General features: G+C 38.7%; 20 protein-coding genes. 7 read left to right on the plus strand and 13 right to left on the minus strand.

From position 1 onward, the window contains the following. Window positions 1-509 precede the first annotated feature (509 nt). Window positions 510-1,787, plus strand: a complete 1,278-nt coding sequence (locus B5D82_RS06820; RefSeq protein WP_094122859.1) for a YjiH family protein — start codon at window positions 510-512, stop codon at window positions 1,785-1,787. Window positions 1,788-2,049: 262 nt separating this feature from the next. On the opposite strand, the gene B5D82_RS06825 is transcribed toward B5D82_RS06820, so the two are convergent. From B5D82_RS06825 to tyrS, 11 genes are all read right to left on the minus strand, one after another. Continuing rightward, a complete protein-coding gene (locus tag B5D82_RS06825) occupies window positions 2,050-2,340 on the minus strand; it encodes a hypothetical protein (protein WP_081150169.1) in 291 nt (96 codons plus the stop codon). A 180-nt stretch (window positions 2,341-2,520) separates the two neighbouring features. Further along, a complete protein-coding gene (locus B5D82_RS06830; protein WP_081150171.1) occupies window positions 2,521-2,844 on the minus strand; it encodes a ribonuclease E inhibitor RraB in 324 nt (107 codons plus the stop codon). A gap of 186 nt (window positions 2,845-3,030) precedes the next feature. After that, the gene (locus B5D82_RS06835; protein ID WP_081150173.1) at window positions 3,031-3,507 is read right to left on the minus strand and encodes a hypothetical protein; all 477 of its coding nucleotides are present in this window, start codon (window positions 3,505-3,507) and stop codon (window positions 3,031-3,033) included. Then, entirely contained in the window at window positions 3,507-4,100 is a 594-nt protein-coding gene (locus B5D82_RS06840) for a DUF4136 domain-containing protein (protein ID WP_081150175.1), read from the minus strand. Before B5D82_RS06840 ends, B5D82_RS06835 begins: the two co-directional genes overlap by 1 nt. Before the next feature lie 105 nt (window positions 4,101-4,205). Next, window positions 4,206-4,706: a nitrous oxide reductase accessory protein NosL gene (locus tag B5D82_RS06845; RefSeq protein WP_081150177.1), complete on the minus strand. Its 501-nt coding sequence runs from the start codon at window positions 4,704-4,706 to the stop codon at window positions 4,206-4,208. Between the two features lie 11 nt (window positions 4,707-4,717). Further along, a complete protein-coding gene (locus B5D82_RS06850) occupies window positions 4,718-5,536 on the minus strand; it encodes an ABC transporter permease (protein ID WP_081150179.1) in 819 nt (272 codons plus the stop codon). Continuing rightward, window positions 5,536-6,486, minus strand: a complete 951-nt coding sequence (locus B5D82_RS06855; RefSeq protein WP_081150181.1) for an ABC transporter ATP-binding protein — start codon at window positions 6,484-6,486, stop codon at window positions 5,536-5,538. The genes B5D82_RS06850 and B5D82_RS06855 overlap by 1 nt, the downstream gene beginning before the upstream one ends. After that, on the minus strand, window positions 6,486-7,856 hold the full coding sequence (locus B5D82_RS06860) for a nitrous oxide reductase family maturation protein NosD (protein WP_081150183.1): 1,371 nt from the start codon (window positions 7,854-7,856) through the stop codon (window positions 6,486-6,488). The genes B5D82_RS06855 and B5D82_RS06860 overlap by 1 nt, the downstream gene beginning before the upstream one ends. Before the next feature lie 133 nt (window positions 7,857-7,989). Continuing rightward, window positions 7,990-9,879, minus strand: coding sequence for a TAT-dependent nitrous-oxide reductase (gene nosZ / locus B5D82_RS06865; RefSeq protein ID WP_081150185.1), 1,890 nt, complete (start codon window positions 9,877-9,879; stop codon window positions 7,990-7,992). Window positions 9,880-9,921: 42 nt separating this feature from the next. After that, window positions 9,922-12,051 (minus strand): transcriptional regulator NosR, encoded by a 2,130-nt coding sequence (nosR, locus tag B5D82_RS06870; protein WP_081150187.1) that lies wholly within the window; start codon window positions 12,049-12,051, stop codon window positions 9,922-9,924. Between the two features lie 265 nt (window positions 12,052-12,316). Then, entirely contained in the window at window positions 12,317-13,516 is a 1,200-nt protein-coding gene (gene tyrS, locus B5D82_RS06875; protein WP_081150189.1) for a tyrosine--tRNA ligase, read from the minus strand. Window positions 13,517-13,708: 192 nt separating this feature from the next. On the opposite strand from tyrS, the gene B5D82_RS06880 reads away from it, so the two are divergent. From B5D82_RS06880 to B5D82_RS06900, 5 genes are all read left to right on the plus strand, one after another. Then, complete coding sequence (locus tag B5D82_RS06880) at window positions 13,709-15,115, plus strand: OapA family protein (RefSeq protein ID WP_245807578.1); 1,407 nt, start codon at window positions 13,709-13,711, stop codon at window positions 15,113-15,115. 1 nt (window position 15,116) lies between these two features. Beyond that, window positions 15,117-16,256, plus strand: a complete 1,140-nt coding sequence (locus tag B5D82_RS06885) for an anhydro-N-acetylmuramic acid kinase (RefSeq protein ID WP_081150191.1) — start codon at window positions 15,117-15,119, stop codon at window positions 16,254-16,256. Window positions 16,257-16,432: 176 nt separating this feature from the next. Then, a complete protein-coding gene (locus B5D82_RS06890) occupies window positions 16,433-16,624 on the plus strand; it encodes a hypothetical protein (RefSeq protein ID WP_081150193.1) in 192 nt (63 codons plus the stop codon). A gap of 570 nt (window positions 16,625-17,194) precedes the next feature. Further along, entirely contained in the window at window positions 17,195-18,091 is an 897-nt protein-coding gene (locus tag B5D82_RS06895) for a TIGR01777 family oxidoreductase (protein WP_081150195.1), read from the plus strand. Between the two features lie 160 nt (window positions 18,092-18,251). Continuing rightward, window positions 18,252-19,163 (plus strand): formate/nitrite transporter family protein, encoded by a 912-nt coding sequence (locus B5D82_RS06900; RefSeq protein WP_081150197.1) that lies wholly within the window; start codon window positions 18,252-18,254, stop codon window positions 19,161-19,163. A 295-nt stretch (window positions 19,164-19,458) separates the two neighbouring features. Here B5D82_RS06900 and ssb read toward each other — a convergent pair whose 3' ends face one another. Then, window positions 19,459-20,148 carry a single-stranded DNA-binding protein gene (ssb, locus tag B5D82_RS06905; RefSeq protein ID WP_081150199.1) on the minus strand — a complete coding sequence of 230 codons (690 nt, stop codon included), beginning with the start codon at window positions 20,146-20,148 and terminating at the stop codon, window positions 19,459-19,461. Window positions 20,149-20,440: 292 nt separating this feature from the next. After that, on the minus strand, window positions 20,441-20,833 hold the full coding sequence (locus B5D82_RS06910) for an acyl-CoA thioesterase (protein ID WP_081150201.1): 393 nt from the start codon (window positions 20,831-20,833) through the stop codon (window positions 20,441-20,443). Window positions 20,834-21,045: 212 nt separating this feature from the next. Here B5D82_RS06910 and B5D82_RS06915 point away from each other — a divergent pair, with 212 nt between their 5' ends. Then, window positions 21,046-21,744: a 2OG-Fe(II) oxygenase gene (locus tag B5D82_RS06915; RefSeq protein ID WP_081150203.1), complete on the plus strand. Its 699-nt coding sequence runs from the start codon at window positions 21,046-21,048 to the stop codon at window positions 21,742-21,744. Window positions 21,745-21,802 lie beyond the last annotated feature (58 nt).

The raw sequence follows: 21,802 nt of genomic DNA on the forward strand, positions 1-21,802 counted from the left end.
TAACTATCAAGAAAACCCATTTATACCAATTTGATTAAGTAAGTGTTCTACTTTTTCATGAGGGAAAATGGATAATTACCAGGCATAAAATTTAGTCAGTAGTTATTCTACTTATAAATTTTATAACGCCGTCATTATTAATTTTAACCATTAAAAATGAGCAGTTAACTAATCAACTTGGTATTACTTTGGCCGATTGTTAATCCTAGTATAGCGCTTGTAATGTTTCAAATTAACTATGGCTGTCCCAATTAATTCTCTCGTTAAAAAATTAATTTTAAAGTGAATCATTTTACTTAGACTAGATAAGCAGGTAATCTTGCCCCGCTAAAAATCATTGAATCAACATTCAGCAATCTCCCAACGCAAGGTTAGACACGATCAACCATATTTATTTGGCCAATCAGTAAGGTTTACATAAAGTGACTCAACAGATCCAGAAACAACAATATAACATTAAAACGATACTGACCTTTATTATTCCGTCGCTGCTCGGTTTATTATTATTCATGACACCCATCAGCTATAACGGCGCGATTACGATTCCTATCGCTATAGCGGCAAAGGCGATACAAAGCCAATTTGCAGAGATACTGCCGTTAATCGTGACTTGTATCGTTGTCTTTATGGCAATTATGTCAGTACTCAGTAAAGTCATTAAACCTAAATTTGTTCAAGAAACCCCTTTTCTGAATAGCTTACTAAATGTTTCACTTTTTTGGTTAGTGGTGCGTATTCTAGGCGCAGTATTCATTGTACTAACATATCTAAAAGTGGGCTCAGAAGTCATATACTCTGCTGATGCTGGTGCATTAGTACTTAACGACTTATTACCGGTGCTTTTTTCAGTTTTTATTCTAGCTGGTATGTTACTGCCTTTATTACTCAACTTTGGTTTACTTGAGTTTTTTGGGACCATGCTGACTAAAATAATGAGACCTATCTTTAACCTTCCAGGCAGAAGCGCAATTGATTGCATGGCTTCTTGGTTAGGTGATGGCAGCGTTGGCATCTTAATGACAGCCAAACAGTATGAAACACGTTTTTACACAGAACGTGAAGCTGCCGTTATTGGTACAACATTCTCTGCGGTCTCTATTACTTTCAGCTTAGTGGTTATCTCTCAAGTACAACTTGAGCATTTATTTATACCGTTTTACTTAACCGTTTGTCTTGCCGGCTTTGTTGCAGCCATTGTGGTACCAAAACTTCCACCACTATCAAGAAAGAAAGATTTATACATAGATAACACTCCACGTCATCCAGATGATGAAATGATCCCGCAAGGTCATGGTGTAATGTCATGGGGCTTTGAACAAGCACTTAATAAAGCTTCACAAGCAGGAGGCGTTAAACATGTTCTGCAAGAAGGCGTTAAAAATGTAGTCGATATGGTCTTTGGTATTATTCCAGGGGTTATGGCGATTGGTACTATCGCATTAGTGTTGGCTGAGAACACACCTATCTTTGATTATTTAGGTATGCCATTTATCCCGTTACTAGAACTTTTACAGATCCCTGAAGCCGATGTTGCTTCAACGACTATTGTGGTCGGCTTTGCTGATATGTTCTTACCATCCATCTTAGCAAGCTCGATAGAGTCTGATCTAACACGTTTTGTGATCGCGGCTTTGTCGGTAACTCAATTAATCTATATGAGTGAAGTCGGCGCGCTACTGATTGGCAGTAAAATCCCAGTTAACTTTTTTGAGTTATTTGTTGTATTTATTCTGCGTACTTTGGTGACCTTGCCTGTTATTGCACTTTTAGCTCATATTTTACTCTAGCGGTAATATGCTAAATTTTTAAGACTACCGCATTTATTACAGCATCATTTATTAGTACATCAACGGACCATGACTTATTTTATCAAATGAAATAAGTCATTAATCTATTGTAAGTGAGGCTAAAATGACGGAAGGAAAGAATCTTTGCGTAGCGGTTTAGTTAAACAATTTAATAGCAGGAACCATTTCTCTTTTGAACAAAAAAGAAATGCTTCCTCATTGTCTGACTTGGGAAACAATGCTTAATTAAGTCATACTCAAGCTATTTTTCTGAGATACAAGTACTGTTAATTAATTCAATTTGTTGGTGAATTTCGCCGGCATTACTTTCTTGTTCCGCCATCGCTAGATCTAGTTTGGCAGCAGTACACTTATCGGCGAGTTCTTTATTCATTAGATGCGTTTGGTCTTGCTGTTGCTGCTTTAAGCCTTCAGCACCGCTGTATTGGTCTCGATCTTCAGGGGCTCTATCTTTTTGGTATGGCGGTGGTTGTGTTGCGCCACAAGCGGTTAGTAAAATCATCAGAGGGAGTGATAGATATATATTGAACATGGTTTAAACCTCCTTGTGCCTAAGGCACTATATTACGGTAAATTTATGAGAAATTTTGAGTAAACCTAACTCTATAAATTTTAATTGTGTGATATTAATATCACACAATATCAGATAACTATAAGCCTTTTTACTTAAGAACCACCAAGCTGCTCAACTCGAATTTAGTTGGTTAAGCAATTAAGCCTCAATCCCCCAACCATCATTAAAGCCTTTAAACTTTGCCGCAAGCAATTCAAACTCAGCTTCTTGCGCCACTATGGCTTCGTAACTTGGTATCATAGTCACCGTACAATTTAAGTCCCAAACATTAGGTAACTCGTCTGGTTCAAGCGTTACGATCATGTCTGGTGCTTTTTCAGCTAAATGCTCGACCATAGCTTTCGCTTGTAGTTCTTGTTCAAATAACTGAAAAAACACTACGTTGTGCATTTCATTTAAATTAATGCCTGCAGCTTGCATTTCAGCTAAAACTTGGCCTGTTTCGTCATCGGGAAAGGTCATATTACATACAATTTATAAAAAACAATACCTTATTATATACCCAAAGCCATTCAATATGCTCGTTTGGTCGACAATTATAAAGTCGATTATACTCAGGCTATTATTTTGAGGGTTTGTCATATTCCGCTAGCAATAATTAAGGCCACTGAATGGTCTATAAAACAACTGTAACACTAGTATTTATCATTAATTGGCAATATTAACTAAGCTGCAAATATTTTGCTGACAAGCCAGTTCACTTTGCGGTTCTACTCTTGGACAGTTATCCATTGTGATGGTGTGTGTGGCTATTTTTTTCAGTTGTGATACACCAATAATATTACTCGCTAGCTTGCAGTCAGTATTTTTGAATTTAACTGTCACTATTTTACATTGGGCTAACGTTACACAAGTTAAGTTATTGATTAACGTATTTTCAAACGCTTGCATTATTTCAGCCTCGCTTTGCTTTGGCACTTTGTCAGCGACGGCTTCTGCCTTAGCATAAGCGTTAAGATTGTTGCGCTGATCAATTTTTTTCTGATTTAACTGAGTCTGTTGCGCCAATTGCTCTTTCAGTACTGTGGTGGTTTTTTCATTTTCCGACAGTAAATACCCTAAACCAAGTAAAATGACCATAAAACAAATCATCGTAAAAAGCGTAATAGCTAACCATTTTGCCATTATACAAACTCTCCTTTATCGTTAAGCACTTGGCTAATGTTTTGACCGCGAGGATAATCGCGCAACATATTATCAACCGCGTTGCTAATTTTTTTCTGCATTTCTTGGCTGTTATCTTGCGCTTTAAAGCCTAAAGGATAAACACTTCGCCAGACCGTGCGTTGACTTTTCGGGTCTATTATATCTAGGATTAAACTCCCGGGGCGGAGTTTTGTTTCTAACTCTACGCGCGAATTTTTTCCTGCATTTAAGCAATAACCACAATATTTTACTTGCTGATTATATTTATTAAGTTCGGCAAAGTTCTGATTAAGCAGGTGATAGGCAATCATAACGTCGGCATTTTCTGAAATTTTATAGCGAAAGCCATTTTCGTCAAAACCCTGTTCAATCGCCAGCTCTATGGTATTACGGATAGTATCATTGAGGTTTTGTAAGTCGCCAAAGGCGGAATTGCGTCCGTAAGTGCTATAGCTTTCAACGCTCGAGAAATCAAAACCATCTCGAAAAGACGTCGTAGCACTGTTAATAGATGAACAAGAAACAAGGCTGATGAGCAACACTACACAGCTAAGTAATCGACTATTTATCATGGTGACTCAAACAGGAAATAATGGCACTAGATTACCTAGCTGTTTGTAAATTACAACTTTTGTAGCCTTCATTAGTGGCATCATATGTTGAACGTGTAACAAACCCTATTGTAATGACTGATAGTTTACCGCATTAAAATCGATTACGTTGCCGCCAAATTCGCTCGCAAATGTATCAGCGTCAGTTTTGGTTGAAAAGCTTGCAAGGGTTTTCCCCATCGCACCCGTTAGATTTGAGCCAACAACGTACCAAGCTAGGCGAGCATCGATAAAATAGCTGTCATTTGGCGAATCCCAAGGTGCTTTGCTCATGTCATGCACCAAAATAGTGGTTACGTTGCGGTTATTTTCTGGATCAAGGTAAAAGCTAAACATGTCGCGTGTTGAACAGAATTTTTTCACTCTATTATTATCTTCTGTCGTCACACCTTTGCGAAAAAGCTCTGCTTTGGGTCCCGAAAAATTAGAAATTAGCATGCCGCATAAGTGGCATTCATCTGCACTTTCAATCGTAACCGCTTGGTGAATTATTTTTTGTTGCTCTGATTGTTCTGAACAACTGAACACTGCGAATAAAACCAGTAATAAAAAGACTTTACGTTGCATAAAGAATACCTTTAAAGTTTTTTGTGCTTAAAAATAACCGAGGCAATAGCCAACGGTGCAATAACCCAAGCTAATAGAATTAATAGCAACTGTGCTTGCGATATATTTGTGTTGAGAGCAACGGCAAGTGCGCCATTAACATCGGTACTGTCCAAACCTACTAGGTTTACTAAACGAAAAATATCAGCAGGGTTTAACATCATTAGTTGAGTTAATGTGCTTTGACTTAAACTGGAGTCAGTACCTACTAGCAAGGCGAGTAATGCCAGATCAAAAACCAAAGCGAAGAAAAACCAAGTGAGTAAAGCCACGCCTGCGGCTTTTGATTTTTCACTTGCTATTAAGCTAATCATATAAGCAATTGCAGTAAAACTTAACCCCAATAACGTTGCACTCAGGATGAAATAAACAAAGGTTTCAATAATGACAACATCACTGTGTTGAATAAACAATAATAATGCCGACGCACCAAATCCCAGCAAAGTGGCTAAGGCAATAATGCTACCTTGCCCCAAAAATTTACCCACTAACAGCTGATTTTTACTCAAAGGGTAAGTCAATAATAACAGTAATGTGCCACCTTCTTGCTCACCCACAAAGCTATCGTAACTTAACAATAATGCGATCAGTGGGATCAAAAACACTGCTAAGCTCGCTAAGCTCGCAATAGTGGTTGATAAAGAAGTAATACCTACAGTACCTGACGCGGCAGCGCCGAAGTAGCTTAAACCTAAGGAAAGCACTGCAAAAATTAAGGTAATGGATAATAACCAGCGATTACGTAATCCGTCGCGAAATTCTTTGTTGGCAACAGTAATAATTTCTCTCATTACCCACCTACCTTATGACTTTTTTGCTTGTTTTTAGACTTACTTTCAGTTGTCATTTTTTCTGCTTGCGCTAAAAAACATTGATAAACTTGCTCTAAATTTGCAGATTCTACGGTTAAATCACACAAACTATCATCAGCAAGTAAATGACGTAAAATCTTGAGCTTTTCTTGTTCAGGTACGAATAGATTATCTGCCTCATCCAAATAAGGCTGTAGTAACGGATCTCCTTGTAGCGAACCATTTAAGCCTTGCGGTTTAATTTTTATTGGCAAATTCGACTGCGCCCTAAGCTCTTTAATAGTACCAAGTGCTAACGTTTTACCGCCAGAAATAATCATAGCTCGATCGATATGCTGCTCAACACCCGGTAAAACATGCGAGCATAAAACCACACTGGTCCCTTGGGTTTTTAGCTGATCTACACTTCGATAAAACTCAGCAGTAGCGCTGGGATCAAGGCCCACAGTGGGTTCATCAAGTAACAGTAATTTAGGTTCACCAATAAAAGCTTGTGCTAAACCTAAACGTTGACGCATGCCCTTTGAGTAAGTCTTTACCGGTCGCCCCATTGCATGGGCAATGCCTACTTGCTCTAATAGTGCTCTCGCGTGTGTTTTTGACTGCCCCTTTAAGCGCGCGAAGTATGTAATAACTTCCAAGCCAGTTAACTGCTCATAAAACATAACATTTTCAGGTAGGTAGCCCATTTTCGTCCGCATGTGCCAAGCTGATTTATCATCAGGCTTTGTGCCCATAACGCTAACATTGCCGATATCGGGAGAAATAATGCCCAGTATCAGCTTCATCAGTGTGGTTTTACCCGCGCCATTGTGGCCAAATAAACCTAGCACTTCACCTTGAGCTAAATGCAAATGTATCGCCGATAATGCGATCAGGTCTTTATAATGCTTACTGACATTTTCAAGAGAAACTAAAGGTGTATTCATTATAATGTGTATGCCTCTTTTTCAAGTAATGCAGTTTTCATATTAGCGCGTTGAACTACTGAAAGCGTAGCGTCTTCAATTAAGGGATTAGTTGGCGAGCGCATCAGCGGAAAACTATCTTTAACTCCTGGCGGCTTTAAAACCGGAAATTCTTTTTGTATCCAACGTAAAATTAATACCACCGGACTGTCCATGAGCATTTTCATTTCTGGGTATCGCCATATCAATTGATCGATGCCGTCGTTGGGTTCAAAAATCACATCTCCAATATTGTCGCCGTTCATATCCCAGCCTAGGTAATTACTCCAATAATTACCTTTGCCCTCAAAGCTCCATTCTTGTTTTTTATTAGAGACATACTTCACTTGTATGGGGTTATTGATAAAGCTATTGCCATAAACCTTGGTGTTTTCTGAACCAGCGGTTAAGTGAATACCAATTTCAGCGGTGTCGATACGATTATTTTTGATGGTGTTGTACGCCGAGTTATAAACGAAAAAACCTTTACCGTCTCGACCTAGTACTTTATTTTTCGGCTTGGTCCAAACACTTTTAACATCATTATTACTGATAGTTGATGAGGTAATAAAATTCATTAAGAAACCATAATCTTCGCTGTTTTCAGTAAGATTACCATCAACAATTAGGTTACGTGAACTCATGAGAGCATAACCCGCCCGTGTATTATAGGCTTTGTTATTCAGTACGTTATTGCTATGTGAATACATAAAATGCACGCCATAGCGTAAATCTCGCATAGTGTTGTTTTCTAATACATTATTCTGGCTTGAAATAATATATAAGCCATCGCGGGTGTGAAAAATTTCATTATTTTTAACTGCTACGTCTTGTACAATGGACAGTTGAATACCATTACCACGGTCGGCTGAGCGTAGTGCAATATTGCCCTGTATAACGTTAGCTAATACTTTTATATTTTTAGCTTTTTGCAACCAAATACCAAAGCCATCGCCTTTAAGGTGGTTACCTTTAATCGTAATATTCGTCGCATTGATTACCGCATAAATGCCCGAGTCTTGTTCGGTTAAATCATGCCCCCAATTCACAATTGTTAAGTTCTCAAGCACAATATTACTTTGCTCTAAAACTAGCGCGTGACCTTGTCCTTGCGCATCAATAACCGCTGTTGGCTTAATACCTATGCTACGTAAAGTGACTCGATGCTTAACGACAAAATTACCTAAATAGCGACCTGGAGCAAGTATAATAATGTCGCCATCAACACTGTTATCTAATGTTTGTTGTAAATTATCCGCGGGTGAAACCTCAATAGTTGCCGCTAAAATACTATGTTGAGCAATAAGACTCAGCACAAGTATCGATAATATTTTAAACAATAGTAGCTTCAAAAGTCAGCCCTTTAAAAGTGAAAAATGCGGCAATAACACTATCGCTATTACCACGTAATTTTCGATGTTTATTGAGTTACCTTCCACCTAGCATATGGTCAGCATGAGGTAACGAACGCCCATACATTATTAGCTAGGTTTCAACAAACATACGGCCGCGCATTTCCATATGTAGCGCATGACAGAACCAGTTACAGTAGTACCATTGTACGCCCGGCTTATCGGCCTTAAAGGTGATTGATGCCGTCGCTTGTGGACTAATTTCCATTTGCACACCATGGTTTGTCATACAAAAACCATGCGTTACGTCTTCAACTTGGTCAAGATTAGTAACGATGACTGTGACTTCATCGCCTAGCTTAACGGTAAACTCATTCATACCAAACGTTGGTGCAATCGAAGTCATGTAAACGCGAACTTTACTACCATCACGAATCACCTTGTTTTGAGTATAGACATCAACACCATCTTTTTTCGCCATCGCAATAGTTTCAGCAAAAAATGGGTCAGTACGTGGCCAGATTTTAAGCGGTTTCATTTTACTGCGATGCACCATGATACAGTCATGTGGTTCAGCGAACGTTGGGCCATCGTGAACCAGTTTCATTTCATCACCTGAAATATCAATTAATTGATCGTTTTCTGGACGCAATGGACCTACAGGTAAAAAGCGATCTTTTGAGAACTTACAAAGAGATACTAACCATTTACCATCGACATCTCGCGTTTCTCCTTGCGAAGTATGGTTATGGCCGGGTTGGTAATGCACGTCTAATTTTTGGCGAATGTAGTTAACTTTTTTACCGTTATGGGCAGCAATGGCGTCTTTTACATTCCATTTAACAATTTGGCTATCTAAAAATAGTGTTGTGTACGCGTTACCTTTGTTATCAAAAGCCGTGTGTAATGGCCCTAAACCTAATTCTGGCTCAGCTACAATAGTGTCACGCGGTTTAATTTTATCCGCAAATAAAGCATCTAGTTTTTTAATTGAGATAATTGATACGGTCGGTGATAATTTACCGTTCGCTACAAAATACTCGCCATTAGCCGACGTATTTAAACCATGCGGTGACTTCGGCACTGGAATGTAACGCGTTAAACTAGAGCCTTTACGACCGTCGAGTACTGGTACACTGTTACCGTTATACGTTTTGAATTTCCCGGCTTTTAATGCGGCTTCACAAGCAGCTAAGCTAAACACGACTACGTGATCACGTTCAGCAGTGATCATTTCCCCTAAACTCATGCCCATTTCAGAATTATAACAAGTTGATGCAAAGTATTTACCATCGAAATCAGCATCAGTATTATCTAAGTTACCGTCGACCATCACTTGGAATGCCATTTCCATTTTTTCGGCGTCAATAACGTTATACAACGAGCGATAGCTACTGACATCTTTCATGCCGGCTTTACCATCGTTATTCATCGGAATTTCAAATTCACCGTTACAAACTACATATTTTGTGTAAGGTGCTTTTTGTACACGTAAACCGTGTACCGCCTGCACGTTAGGCACGGTCAGCATTTTATCGGTTTTCATGATATCGCAACGAATACGCGCTACTCGGGAGTTAGCTTTATCGTTAATAAAGACATATTTACCGTTATAACGGCCGTCGGTCATGCTCATGTGTGGATGATGTGAGTCACCGGTCAGCAAATGCGCACTATCACCTTTTATGCGTTTACTTTCGTTAGTTAAACCCCAACCGGTTGCTGAATCAGTATTAAATACTGGAATACGCATCAATTCACGCATTGATGGCACACCCATAATACGTACTTCACCTGAGTGTCCACCACTCCAAAAGCCGTAATACTCGTCTAAATCGCCAGGGTGGACGAATGGGCTATTGCCGGCTTCTGCTGCATTAGCTTTTGCCATTGAAACAAACATGGCGGCAGTCATCGGCGCTGCAACAGCACCGGCACCAACTAAGGCTGTTTTACCAAAAAATTTACGTCTGCTTTCACTTTCTAACTTCGGCTCGTTGGCATTTTTATCATCGTTAATCATCTGCTTTCTCCGTTGATTGACTCTTTTATTATAAATAAAGGCTTAACCGACATTAACTGTCTCAATTTCTTGTTCTTTATATTTGTTTTTTTTATATTTTTGTTTTTTCAATGGCGGACATTTATCATCATTGAAATAGGTAACTTGGCAATCTAAGCAGTAATGGCACTCTCGCATATTGATTTCACCATCAGGGTTAATCGCCTGTATTTCACATTCTTTTGCACAAGTTTTGCAAGGTTGACCACATTCAGGTCGACGCCTTAACCAACTGAATAAACGTATGCTATTACTGGTTGAGAGTGCAGCACCCAATGGGCATAGGTAGCGACAGAAGAATTTACGGTTAAATACGTTAATCGTTAATAAAATGAGGGCATAAAGAATAAATGGCCATTCACGATCGAACTTCAATAAGAATGTGGTTTTAAAGGGTTCAACCTCAGCAAATTGTTCCGCCAATGCTAATGAATCTAGTGAAAGAGCAAACAGCCCCAATAAAATTAAATACTTAATTGCCCATAGTCTTTCGTGTACAGCCCAAGGTAATTCAAATTGTGGAATTTTGATGTAACGAGCAAATACATTAATCAATTCTTGTAGCGCACCAAAAGGACATAACCAACCACAATATACTGCCCGTCCCCACAACAACATAGTCACTGCAGCAGCGCCCCATAACATAAAAATAACGGGATCTAATAGAAATAAGTCCCAAGAAAAATCTGACATAAAAGCTTGTAGAAAGGTAAACACGTTGACGATGGAAAGCTGTCCACCCCACGCCCAACCGATAAAGACCACTGTAACGACTAAAAAGCCATGCCTGAAATTGTGCATAAAGGTTGGATGTCTAACTAAAATATCTTGGAAAAACAACGTTGCGAGCAACAAAGTCATCAGTAGGGATAAAACGATTACTTCAGTTTCTTTCTCCTGCCACACTTGTTGGGTAAGCGTTAATTCTGGCTCAGGTATCACAACTGGCGGACGGTATAAATACTGTTCAAGGCCATGGTAACTGCCTTTAAAACTAGTAAACACACTATCAACCGCACCTATTTGACGACGAACCAATAGTTCAAACTGCCAATCTACACCTGGGTTAAATTCATGGTGTTCACGGACAATGAACAACGACATTTCTCGAAAGTTTGGCGCACCTTCAATAAGCAAATCAGTAACACGATTATGATCTAAATCACGAAAGGAAAAGGCGGTTTCATTTTGTATAATTTGAATGCGGTCAAAAATACCGCCGCGAACATAACCGGAGCCTTTAAATGAGTAGCCGTTACCTAAAACAATAATGGCATGTTCATTAGGCTGCAGTGATTTCATCAACCAATTATATTCACTATCACCTAATAAATTGCGACCAACAGTTGGAATATCGGCTTGAGCATAATAAATCTCAGCAAACATACCTGACTTTTGCGCCGACCTCACTTGTTCAATATTTTCAGCAGCACTACCAACGAAGGCTTCACCAACCATTTTACGGTCTAAATATAACTTACGAATCGAGCCATCGCCCAACATTGTTTGCCAATTCACTTTTTGATAAACGTCAGGCAGTATCGTGGCTATTGGCTGTTTAATTTGTTCAACTTCGTCGATAATACCCAGTGAACGGGCCACTTTAGTCGCCGCTTTAGTTATCGCAACATTCATCACCATAACCGTTACGGTCGCACCAGACAGACCATCTAAATGTATGACGTCGCCTTTGGTGTTGCCGCCAACTTTTAGACGAGCGCTAACACTTAGTCCCTGATATTGATCTGTAAATGCCCATAATTTAGCTTCAGGGATGCCGGCAAGAATAATCGGCTCATGGTGTTCTAAAACTTTAGCACCAAGGTAAGTACCGTTAACATCTATGGCGACTAGCATATTGACCGGTTCGCCTGAATACGCAGGTATCCTAGCAACATCATTGGTTTCAAAAGCATAACCAATAATTTCATCTTGCTGAAAAATAGTCCAAATAAGCGGGTCGCCTACTTTCTCTGATACTTTAGTGGCTTGCGAAAAAATTTCATGAATGAGCGGCAGAGGATCTCTTGGCTCACTAATAAATAAGGCATGAACCGAGAACTGAACAAAGCAGAGTATTAATACGGTAAATAACGTTAACTTTTTTTTACGGTACGATAAGAGAAGTAACATTGTATCGTGCACCTGCGTGTAGATGAGAAGTTAGACGTTCAGAGCAAACATGTAGACTTTGACTTATCTAACGGCGACTATATCTCGCACATATTACGCTTTTTCAATTTAACGATACTGACTTAGATCAATAAAACCACCTTCTTTCATTAAAATAATTAGCGACTTATTTTATATTTTTTCTACACTAGCCCAGATAAGTTATTACACATAAAAAAGCCAGTAACAGGTACTGGCTTGTTTTTAAACGTTGCTATCTAGGAGGTTATTTTACTGTAACTTTAGCAAACTTACGTTTACCAACTTGGTAAATGGCAGTTGTGCCAGTATTAATCACTAACTTATTATCAGTAACTTTTTCGCCTTCAATTTTAGCCGCACCTTGTTTAATCATGCGCATAGCTTCTGAGGTACTTGCTACTAAACCCGCTTCTTTCAACAAGTTCGCGATGGCTATTTCGCCATTTTCAGTCGCAACTTCTATTTCTGCTATATCGTCTGGCATCGCGCCTTTTTGAAAGCGATTAATAAATTCTTGATGAGCCGCTTCAGCCGCTGCACTGTCATGAAAACGTTCGATTAATTCTTTGGCTAAATCAATTTTTACATCACGAGGGTTTGAACCTGCCGCAATTTGCTCTTTATAACCATTAATAACGTCAATCGGCTTAAAGCTTAATAGTTCATAGTAGCGCCACATTAAATCATCAGAAATTGACATTATTTTACCAAACATATCGTTCGGCTCATCAGTAATGCCTATGTAGTTATTTAATGACTTAGACATTTTTTGCACGCCATCTAAGCCTTCTAATAATGGCATCATAAGCACGGTTTGCGGACGTTGGCCTTCCGATTTTTGTAGTTCACGACCCATCAGTAAATTAAATTTCTGGTCGGTGCCGCCCAATTCAACATCAGCCTCCAATGCAACAGAATCCCAGCCTTGCACTAACGGATACATAAATTCATGAATGGCAATAGCTTGGCCGCTGTTATAGCGTTTTTTGAAATCATCGCGCTCCATCATACGAGCAACGGTTTGACGAGAAGCAAGCTTTAACATACCCGCAGCACCGAGTTTATCCATCCACGTAGAGTTAAAAGCAATGGTAGTTTTCGCTGGATCTAAAATTTTAAATACTTGTTCTTTATAAGTTTCAGCGTTTGATAAAACATCTTCTTTGGTTAACGGTTTACGCGTAACGTTTTTTCCACTCGGGTCACCAATCATGCCAGTGAAATCGCCAATTAAGAAGATAACTTCATGGCCTTGCTGCTGAAACTGACGCAACTTATTTAGCAATACGGTATGACCAAAATGTAAATCTGGTGCTGTTGGATCAAAACCCGCTTTAATTTTTAGCGGCTTTCCTTTTTTCAATTTTTCCAACAATTCATCTTCAAGCAGAATTTCTTCTGCACCGCGCTTTATTTCTTCAAACGCTTGGTTTACATCTGACATTTACTTAGGCTCCAACAAGAGTTATAAACCAAACTGATTAATAAACCATTTCGGTTGATATTTATAATTAATTGTCGAATTCTACTGTACTTTTAACGGCGGTGAAAACCCTATCATTGTTTAGCATGATATTATTTTGTTATAGTAGACGATAGTTTTCGTATTAACATTTCTTTTATAGGTCTTAGCTTTTTGAAAAATATAAAAAATTTATATTTTGCCTTACCAAAACAGCACCAGATAATTATTACTTCATGTGCTGCCGTGGTACTGATTTTATTAATGGTACCGTTAAAAAGTAGTAAGCAAGTAACGTCGAGTACTAATGGCGAGTTTATCGTCGGTGAACGCTATCAAGTAGCTATGCCGGAGCAGGAAAATGGCATTGTTACGCCCGATAATATTCAATTACCCATTCAGCCCATCGAACCCGTAAATATTATCCAAGAGCCAACGAGGGTTCTGCCCAGTAATATTGAAGAAGACGCGGCTCAATTAGACTGGCATTCAGTCAAAGTAAAAAGTGGCGACTCACTAGCAAAAATATTTAAACGCAATGGCTTAAATGCCACCACAACCCACAATGTCATCACCGCAAAAGGTGATGACAGTGAGCTACTGAAAAAGATCCGTGTTGACGATATTATGCGCATAGGTAAAGACAGTGAGGGTAACTTAGTTTCACTTGAATATCCGCTATCGAAATACGAGACGTTATTCGTCAATTTACAAAATCAGCAATATCATGCTTACAAAGAAAGTAAAACGGTAGAAGTTCGAGAAGCTATTGCACACGGCACAATTAAATCTAATTTTTGGAATGCTGCATCTTCGGCAGGCTTAAATGATGGACAAATTATCAGCCTAGCTAATGTATTCGGCTGGGATATTGATTTTGCAATGGATATTCGTGAAGGTGACAGCTTTAATGTTATCTATGAAAACCAATATGTTGAAGGTGATTTTATTGGCACTGGCAATATAGTTGCGGCAGAGTTTATTAACCAAGGTGAGTCTTTTCAAGCCATACGCTTTACTGACGATGAATATTATTCTCCTGATGGCAGAAGCATGCGTAAAGCATTTTTACGGGCGCCGGTCAGTTTTCGCTATATTAGCTCGAACTTTAAACGTAAGCGTTTTCACCCAATACAAAAACGTTGGAAATCACATAACGGCACTGATTACAGCGCTAAGCAAGGAACACCTGTTGTAGCCGCGGGTAATGGCAGAGTTACCCATTCAACCTACAATAAATACAATGGTAATTATGTTTTTATTCAACACGGTAATGGTATTGTGACTAAGTACTTACATTTTTCTAAACGCGCCGTTAAACAAGGCGAACGTGTTAAACAAGGTCAAGTTATCGGGTATGTTGGCTCAACGGGTATGTCAGAAGCACCGCATTTACATTATGAGTTTCTACTCAACGGGGTACATCGCAACCCTAGAACGGTGAAACTGCCAGACGCCAAACCTATTAGTAGCAAATTTAGACAAAAATTTGATGCGATAGCAACTCAACGCCTTGCAGAATTATCAAGTTCACGTCACATGATGCTTAGCATGCAATCAAGCAATAGTAGCGCACAATAATATGAATAATAAATTGCGCTATATTGGCCTAATGTCAGGCACTAGCGCTGACGGTATTGATCTTGCGTTGGTTGAATTTGACGCTGAACAACAGCTACAAGCCAACGGAGCTAATTTACTCGCCAGTTATTATCAAGCTTACGATAATAATACTCAGCAAAAAATAATGAGTTTGTATAACGCAAGTGCCAATGAAATTGATCGTGCTGGTAGTCTCGATATGGAATTAGCACAACAATTTGCTCTAGCGGTTACAAAATTTTTACAGCAAGAAAATTTAGCTGCAGCGGATATCACCGCTATCGGATGCCATGGTCAAACTATTCGGCATCGCCCAGTTAAAAATCAAGAAATAACAACGCCTTTTACCTTGCAAATAGGCTGTTTACAAACCTTAGCTTTACTAACCGGTATTCGCGTGGTTGGTGACTTTAGAACGAAAGATATCGCCTTAGGAGGCCAAGGTGCGCCATTAGTGCCTGCTTTTCATCAAGCCATTTTTGGCTCAACTGAAAAAGATGTTTTTGTGGTCAATATCGGCGGCATTGCAAACATTACCTTTCTCCCCTCAAATGCGCCACACCAAACCATCGGTTTTGACACTGGCCCCGGCAATGCATTGATGGACTATTGGTTTGCACAACATCAATCAGGCCGATATGACGCTAATGGCCAATGGGCCAATTCAGGTAACATTTGTCATCGTCTACTACGGACAATGTTAAGCGACCCTTACTTCGCTCAAACCGCCCCTAAAAGCACCGGACGTGAGTACTTCAATAGTCAGTGGTTGGCAAAATTCACGGATAAAAGCACACTACCTCCTGCGGATATTCAAGCAACATTAACCGCATTAACCGCGGAAAGTATCGCACATGAAATAGGCCAACTAAGTACGAAGTCTGACGTATATATTTGTGGTGGTGGCATTGAAAATGACTACTTGGTTTCACTGTTAAATCATAAGCTTACTAAACATTCGTTAGTGAATACTCATACAAAAAACATAAATAGTGATTCACTAGAAGCTATGGCTTTTGCTTGGTTAGCCTTCGCATTTGATAAAAATATTTATGGCAACATTCCAGCGGTAACAGGGGCTAGCAAGCAGGCGGTTTTAGGTATTAGCGCCCAACCATAAAAATGACTAGATCTGAATATTTTTCTCTTTATAATAAACCGTTCCCGTCGAAAAAAAGCACGTTAGCTGCAGAATATTTGAACTATTTTAAGAATAGATATTCTAAGTAAATAACATAGATAGTTTGCTTAATCGAAAGCACAGTTCGGTATTCGACAATAAACGAGGAGGAAACGATGGAATTTAACGACATACATATTGGTATGAAATGCGGTAGTAAAAAAGGTAGCGGTACAGTTACTTGGATCGATGGTTCAACCCGCACTATTTATATGGCAAATACTGATAGTAATAACAGTTTTGAAGTCGGCTTTGAAGAGATTATTGAAGATCCTCAAGCGCACAACAAAGAAGATACCTACTACTAAGTTTTCTATTCGGCTTACCTAGTAATAAAAAAGCTCCCTCGGGAGCTTTTTTATTGCCCACGTTTTATTTACGACAACAGTCGCTATAGCTTTCCTTTACAGTTCTTTAGCAATTTCATTGATTTGCTCGTCTATTTTATGCACAGGAATTCGGTCAAATATAAGGCATTGATTATAATAACTAGCGTTTATCAGTAGTAAATAAATAACGCAGTCGTTGGCTACTTCAATCAATATAAGTGCTCAGATAATAAGTCAGGTTAAGATTAAATGTGATCCATAAATTGAATCTATCGGTATCTATAAACAGTAAATTACAAAATAGTAATTACAATTTAATTAATAAGGTGGCCTATTAAGGCTTAGAAAATAGCCCAACATTAGGTATAAATATCAGGTATCTATGCTAATAACTCGTTATTCATGATCATATTATCCTGCATGACTAACAAGCTTTACTTATGCAGCTATAATGACTAAATAAGTAACGTATTAGTAGTGAGCTATTTTAACCAACTTAGATAATGAGTAACAATGATATAAGTTTCAATTTGAATCAAAGGAGCAATGATGAATATTTTGATCACAGGCGGTAGTGGACTGATTGGGCAAGCACTAATCCAACATTTGAATGCCGATCGCATTATTGTTTTAACTCGTAGTCCAGAAAAAACCACAAAGTTACTACCTGAAAATATTGAATTAATCACAACAATTGATGATGTAGACTTTAATGATCTTGATGTTGTAGTCAATTTAGCCGGTGAAGCCATTGTTGATAAAAGGTGGTCAAATGCGCAGAAAGCTATTATTTGCCAAAGTCGCTGGCAAATAACCCGAAGCTTAGTTGAAAAAATACAAGCCGCGACTAAACCGCCTCATAGTTTTATATCGGGCAGTGCTATCGGCTTTTATGGTCGCCAAGGCGCTGTAGAAATCGATGAGAGCTATCAAGATGTACATGATGAGTTTAGTCATCATATTTGCCAGAAATGGGAGCAAATAGCGCTACAAGCTGAATCTGAACAAACGCGCGTTTGTCTGATAAGAACAGGCATTGTTTTAGCTAATAACGGCGGTGCTTTAGAAAAAATGCTACTACCTTTCAAACTCGGCCTTGGCGGCCCCATAGCCAGTGGTGAGCAATTTATGTCATGGATACATATTGATGACATGGTTGCCGTTTTATTAGCCGCTATCTACCAAACTGCGTTTTCTGGGCCTATTAATGCCACTGCGCCTGTGCCCGTGTGTAATCAGCAGTTTTCAGAAACCTTAAGTGCCGTACTTGGGAGACCTTGTATATTCAGGGTTCCTGGCTTTATATTACGAATATTAATGGGTGAATCAGCAGATTTAATTTTGTATGGACAAAATGTTATACCAAAAAAACTGCTTAGCAATAACTTTAAGTTTCAATATCCCACTTTAGAAATAGCCTTAAAACAACTATTAACACCAACTTAAATGTCTTATTGAACAGCCTTATTTCAAGTCGACATTTTACGAATTGAATTAAGTCAGTGAGCAATTATAAGTAAGAATAATATTAGCCTAAATAAGCACATTGATAGTGCTAGAGCGAATATTGACATATCCATAAAAATCACCAAATAAGCGACTTGTAATGAACGAAATAAATGACCCAGAAGTGCCTAAAATTGTCTCAGCCGATGGCGAGCCACTATTCGAAGAGCACACTGCAGAGCGAAGTAAAGAACGTGTAAAAGAGAGCAGCGAATATGTGCCCGTCATAATTAAACGTACTGATGAAACCCTTCGCCATCCTGATGATATTTTAGAGAAAGCAATAGAAGAGGGTCTTGAACAGTTAGTTCGACCAGGTTTATCACTCTTTCTCTCCGCTATTGCTGGCGGCATGATCATTTGCTTTACCGTCATGGCTGTTGGTGTCATGGCTACTATTGTTGGAGATCTTGATTCTGGCTTTAATCGTATTCTGGTTGCACTTGTTTATCCATTAGGCTTTATTTTGTGCATTTTAAGCGGCACCCAGCTATTTACCGAGCACACTGCTACCGCCTTTTACCCAATACTAGACAAACGCGCTAAACTAACCGTCATGCTCAAATTATGGGCAATTGTAATTTCAGGAAACTTATTTGGTGGCTTGATAAGTGCCGGATTACTCAGCGCTGCAGACGATGTGATTCATGCCGCTGATGGCTACCTTGTTATTGCGCAACACATGTTAGCATACGAATATAGTACTTTGCTTGTCAGTGCTATTCTCGCAGGCTGGCTTATGGCCCTTGGTGCTTGGACAATTTTATCTACCTCTTCAACAGCCAGCCAAATTTTGTGTATTTACATTGTTACCTTTGTTATTGGTGTTGGTGGTTTACATCACTCTATTGCAGGATCAGTTGAATTGTTCGTTGCTCTGTTTACATCTAACGCCCTTGCGGTAAGTGATGTAGCTATGACAATTGCAGTGATATTATTAGGGAATGCTTTTGGAGGTAGTGTATTTGTTGCGTTGCTCAATCATGGGCACATACGCGCACTCAACAAATGATTAATGCCAATTGGGTATACATTAAAAATAACGGACTTAAACATAATGAACAGTCCAGTGAATGTGCTAAAAGCTGGGGAAATATTTGAAAAATTATGATTTATATCGTAGTGCAAGCTTTTTCAACTGTATTACCCGCGTCGATACAGATATTTACCGCAAATAAGCCTTCTATGAATGGTGAAATATAATTGGCTTTACCATTTATACAGCATAAAAAAACAAAAAACCCACTAGTAACAGTGGGTTTTATCGTTTTCGATGTTTAGCTTAACAAAAACCTATCTTTAGTACGTCAAAACGGAATGTCGTCATCAAAATCAATGGTTGGTTCTTGTGGGTTTACTTTAGGTGCATTCTGTTGGAAGCCACCTTGCTGTTGTTGAAATCCACCAGACTGTTGTTGAGGTGCAGACTGCTGTTGGAAACCACCTGATTGTTGTGGAGCTGACTGCTGTTGTGCTGGTTGTTGAAAACCACCACTTTGTTGAGCAGGTTTGTTATAAGCTTGTTGTGGCGCTGCTTGCTGATTATATCCACCACTTTGTTGTGGTGCAGCAGCTTGTTGTTGGAAACCACCTGATTGTTGAGGAGCTTGTTGATTAAAGCCACCTGCACCAGCACCAGCACCGCTACCACCACGTGAATCTAACATCTGCATAGTGCCGTTAAAGCCTTGAACTACTATTTCAGTAGTATATTGGTCTTGGCCTTGTTGGTTTTGCCACTTACGTGTTTGCAAAGATCCTTCAATATAAACTTTAGAGCCTTTCTTTAAATATTCACCGGCGATTTCAGCAAGTTTTCCGAACATGACTACACGGTGCCATTCAGTTTTTTCTTTTTGTTCACCCGTTTGCTTGTCTTTCCAACTTTCAGAAGTTGCAATAGTAAGGTTAGCTACCCCACCACCGTTAGGCATAAAACGTACTTCAGGGTCTTTCCCTAAGTTACCTAAAATTATTACTTTATTGACACCAGCCATGAACAAAATCCTATATTTGCAGTAAAGTATTACTTTACCAATTTAACACTTTCTGAGCGTCAGCTCGCTCAGAATATTTATTTTTAATAACGATAAACAGATTCTATCATTAGATGTAAAAAATTTCGCTAGATTTACGGTTTTTTTATTAAATATTTTATCCAACTTAAGCAAATTACGATGCACATGAATAGAGTTATTTTAAGAGCACTCGCTGGCTTTCAGTGCGGTCAATCATGCAATCTTAATCATGATTAGCCTGAGAATACATTCGTAGTATTTCTAATGCTGTTTAAGCAAAAGAGTGCTCTTTCATACTATTGATTGTCGCATCTGCAATCTTTTGCGACTTTTTAGTCTGATGGTCAAAATGCACCATAACAGCGGTACCCGATGCACATTTTTTATCTTCCTGCCATGCTTCTTGATAGACATCAAAAGAGCTATTTCCAATGCGGCTAATATAAGTTTTTAACTCTACATCAGCGCCATATTGTAATTCAGCATGGAACTCAACGGTGGTCTTAGCTAAAATTAACTTCCAATTTTTTACACTAAGATCAGGGGTAAACCATTTAAAAACAGGATCTCTAGCGCCCTCAAACCACTGTGCAACTACGGTATTGTTGATATGACCTAAACCATCTGTTTCACAAAATCTTGGTTTTATACTTTCTTTAATCATTATGATTCTCTACATTGTTTTTTCGAAATATTTGTATTTAAATCACAAAGTGTATATTTTTAATAGCTTGATTTATCGTGACTAAAACAACCATGGTAAACACTTTATAAATAAAATTTATGACAACATTCTACAGAGATTTACCGACAAGGTAATTAAATTAGTAGCCGTTTGTTGTATGCTGAGTTCAGATTAATAATAAGAATATAACTATGACAGATTTTATTGAAGTATACCCTGATGCACTTAGCCCAGAGTTTTGTGAAAAATTTATTCAAGATTTTGATAACAGCAATCATAAAGTGCCCGGAAGAACGGGTAACGGTGTTGATACCACAAAAAAACTCAGTCAAGATATTTACCTCAACCAACATGCTGAATTTCAGCCTGCGTTACAAACAATTTTACAAGCCTGTGGCGAGCATATTACCGATTATATTGGCAAATATTTCTTTAGCTTAATTGGTGGTATTTCATTAACCGTTCAACACCCTAAAACCAAACAGCCCGTAGTATTAACAGTTGATAATTTTGAAGAAGTTGGCAAACCAAATTTATTTAATTTGATAAAATATTTGTTCAATTTGGCGCCTGTAAATGGTCAGCGGTATGAGCAAGGCAAGGGGAACTATGGCTATTGGCACTCGGAAATTTTTCCACAACTGGGTGAGAATAAAGCGCTGCATCGGGTGCTACTGTTTATAATTTATTTAAATGACGTTGAAGAAGGTGGCGAAACAGACTTTTATTATCAAAATAAAAGCATTAAACCTAAAGCCGGCAGTATGATTATTGCTCCATGCGGCTTTACCCATACACACCGAGGTAATATACCTATTTCATCGAATAAGTATGTGCTAACGTCTTGGATGAGCTTTAATCCGGCACAGCAAATATATACCTCAAGTTAGCAATTGGCTTTTCCCATGAACAGCCATTTGTTATTAACATTTTTGAAAAATAAAGTTA

This window comes from Cognaticolwellia beringensis, assembly GCF_002076895.1.
In the GTDB taxonomy this organism is placed as follows: domain Bacteria; phylum Pseudomonadota; class Gammaproteobacteria; order Enterobacterales; family Alteromonadaceae; genus Cognaticolwellia; species Cognaticolwellia beringensis.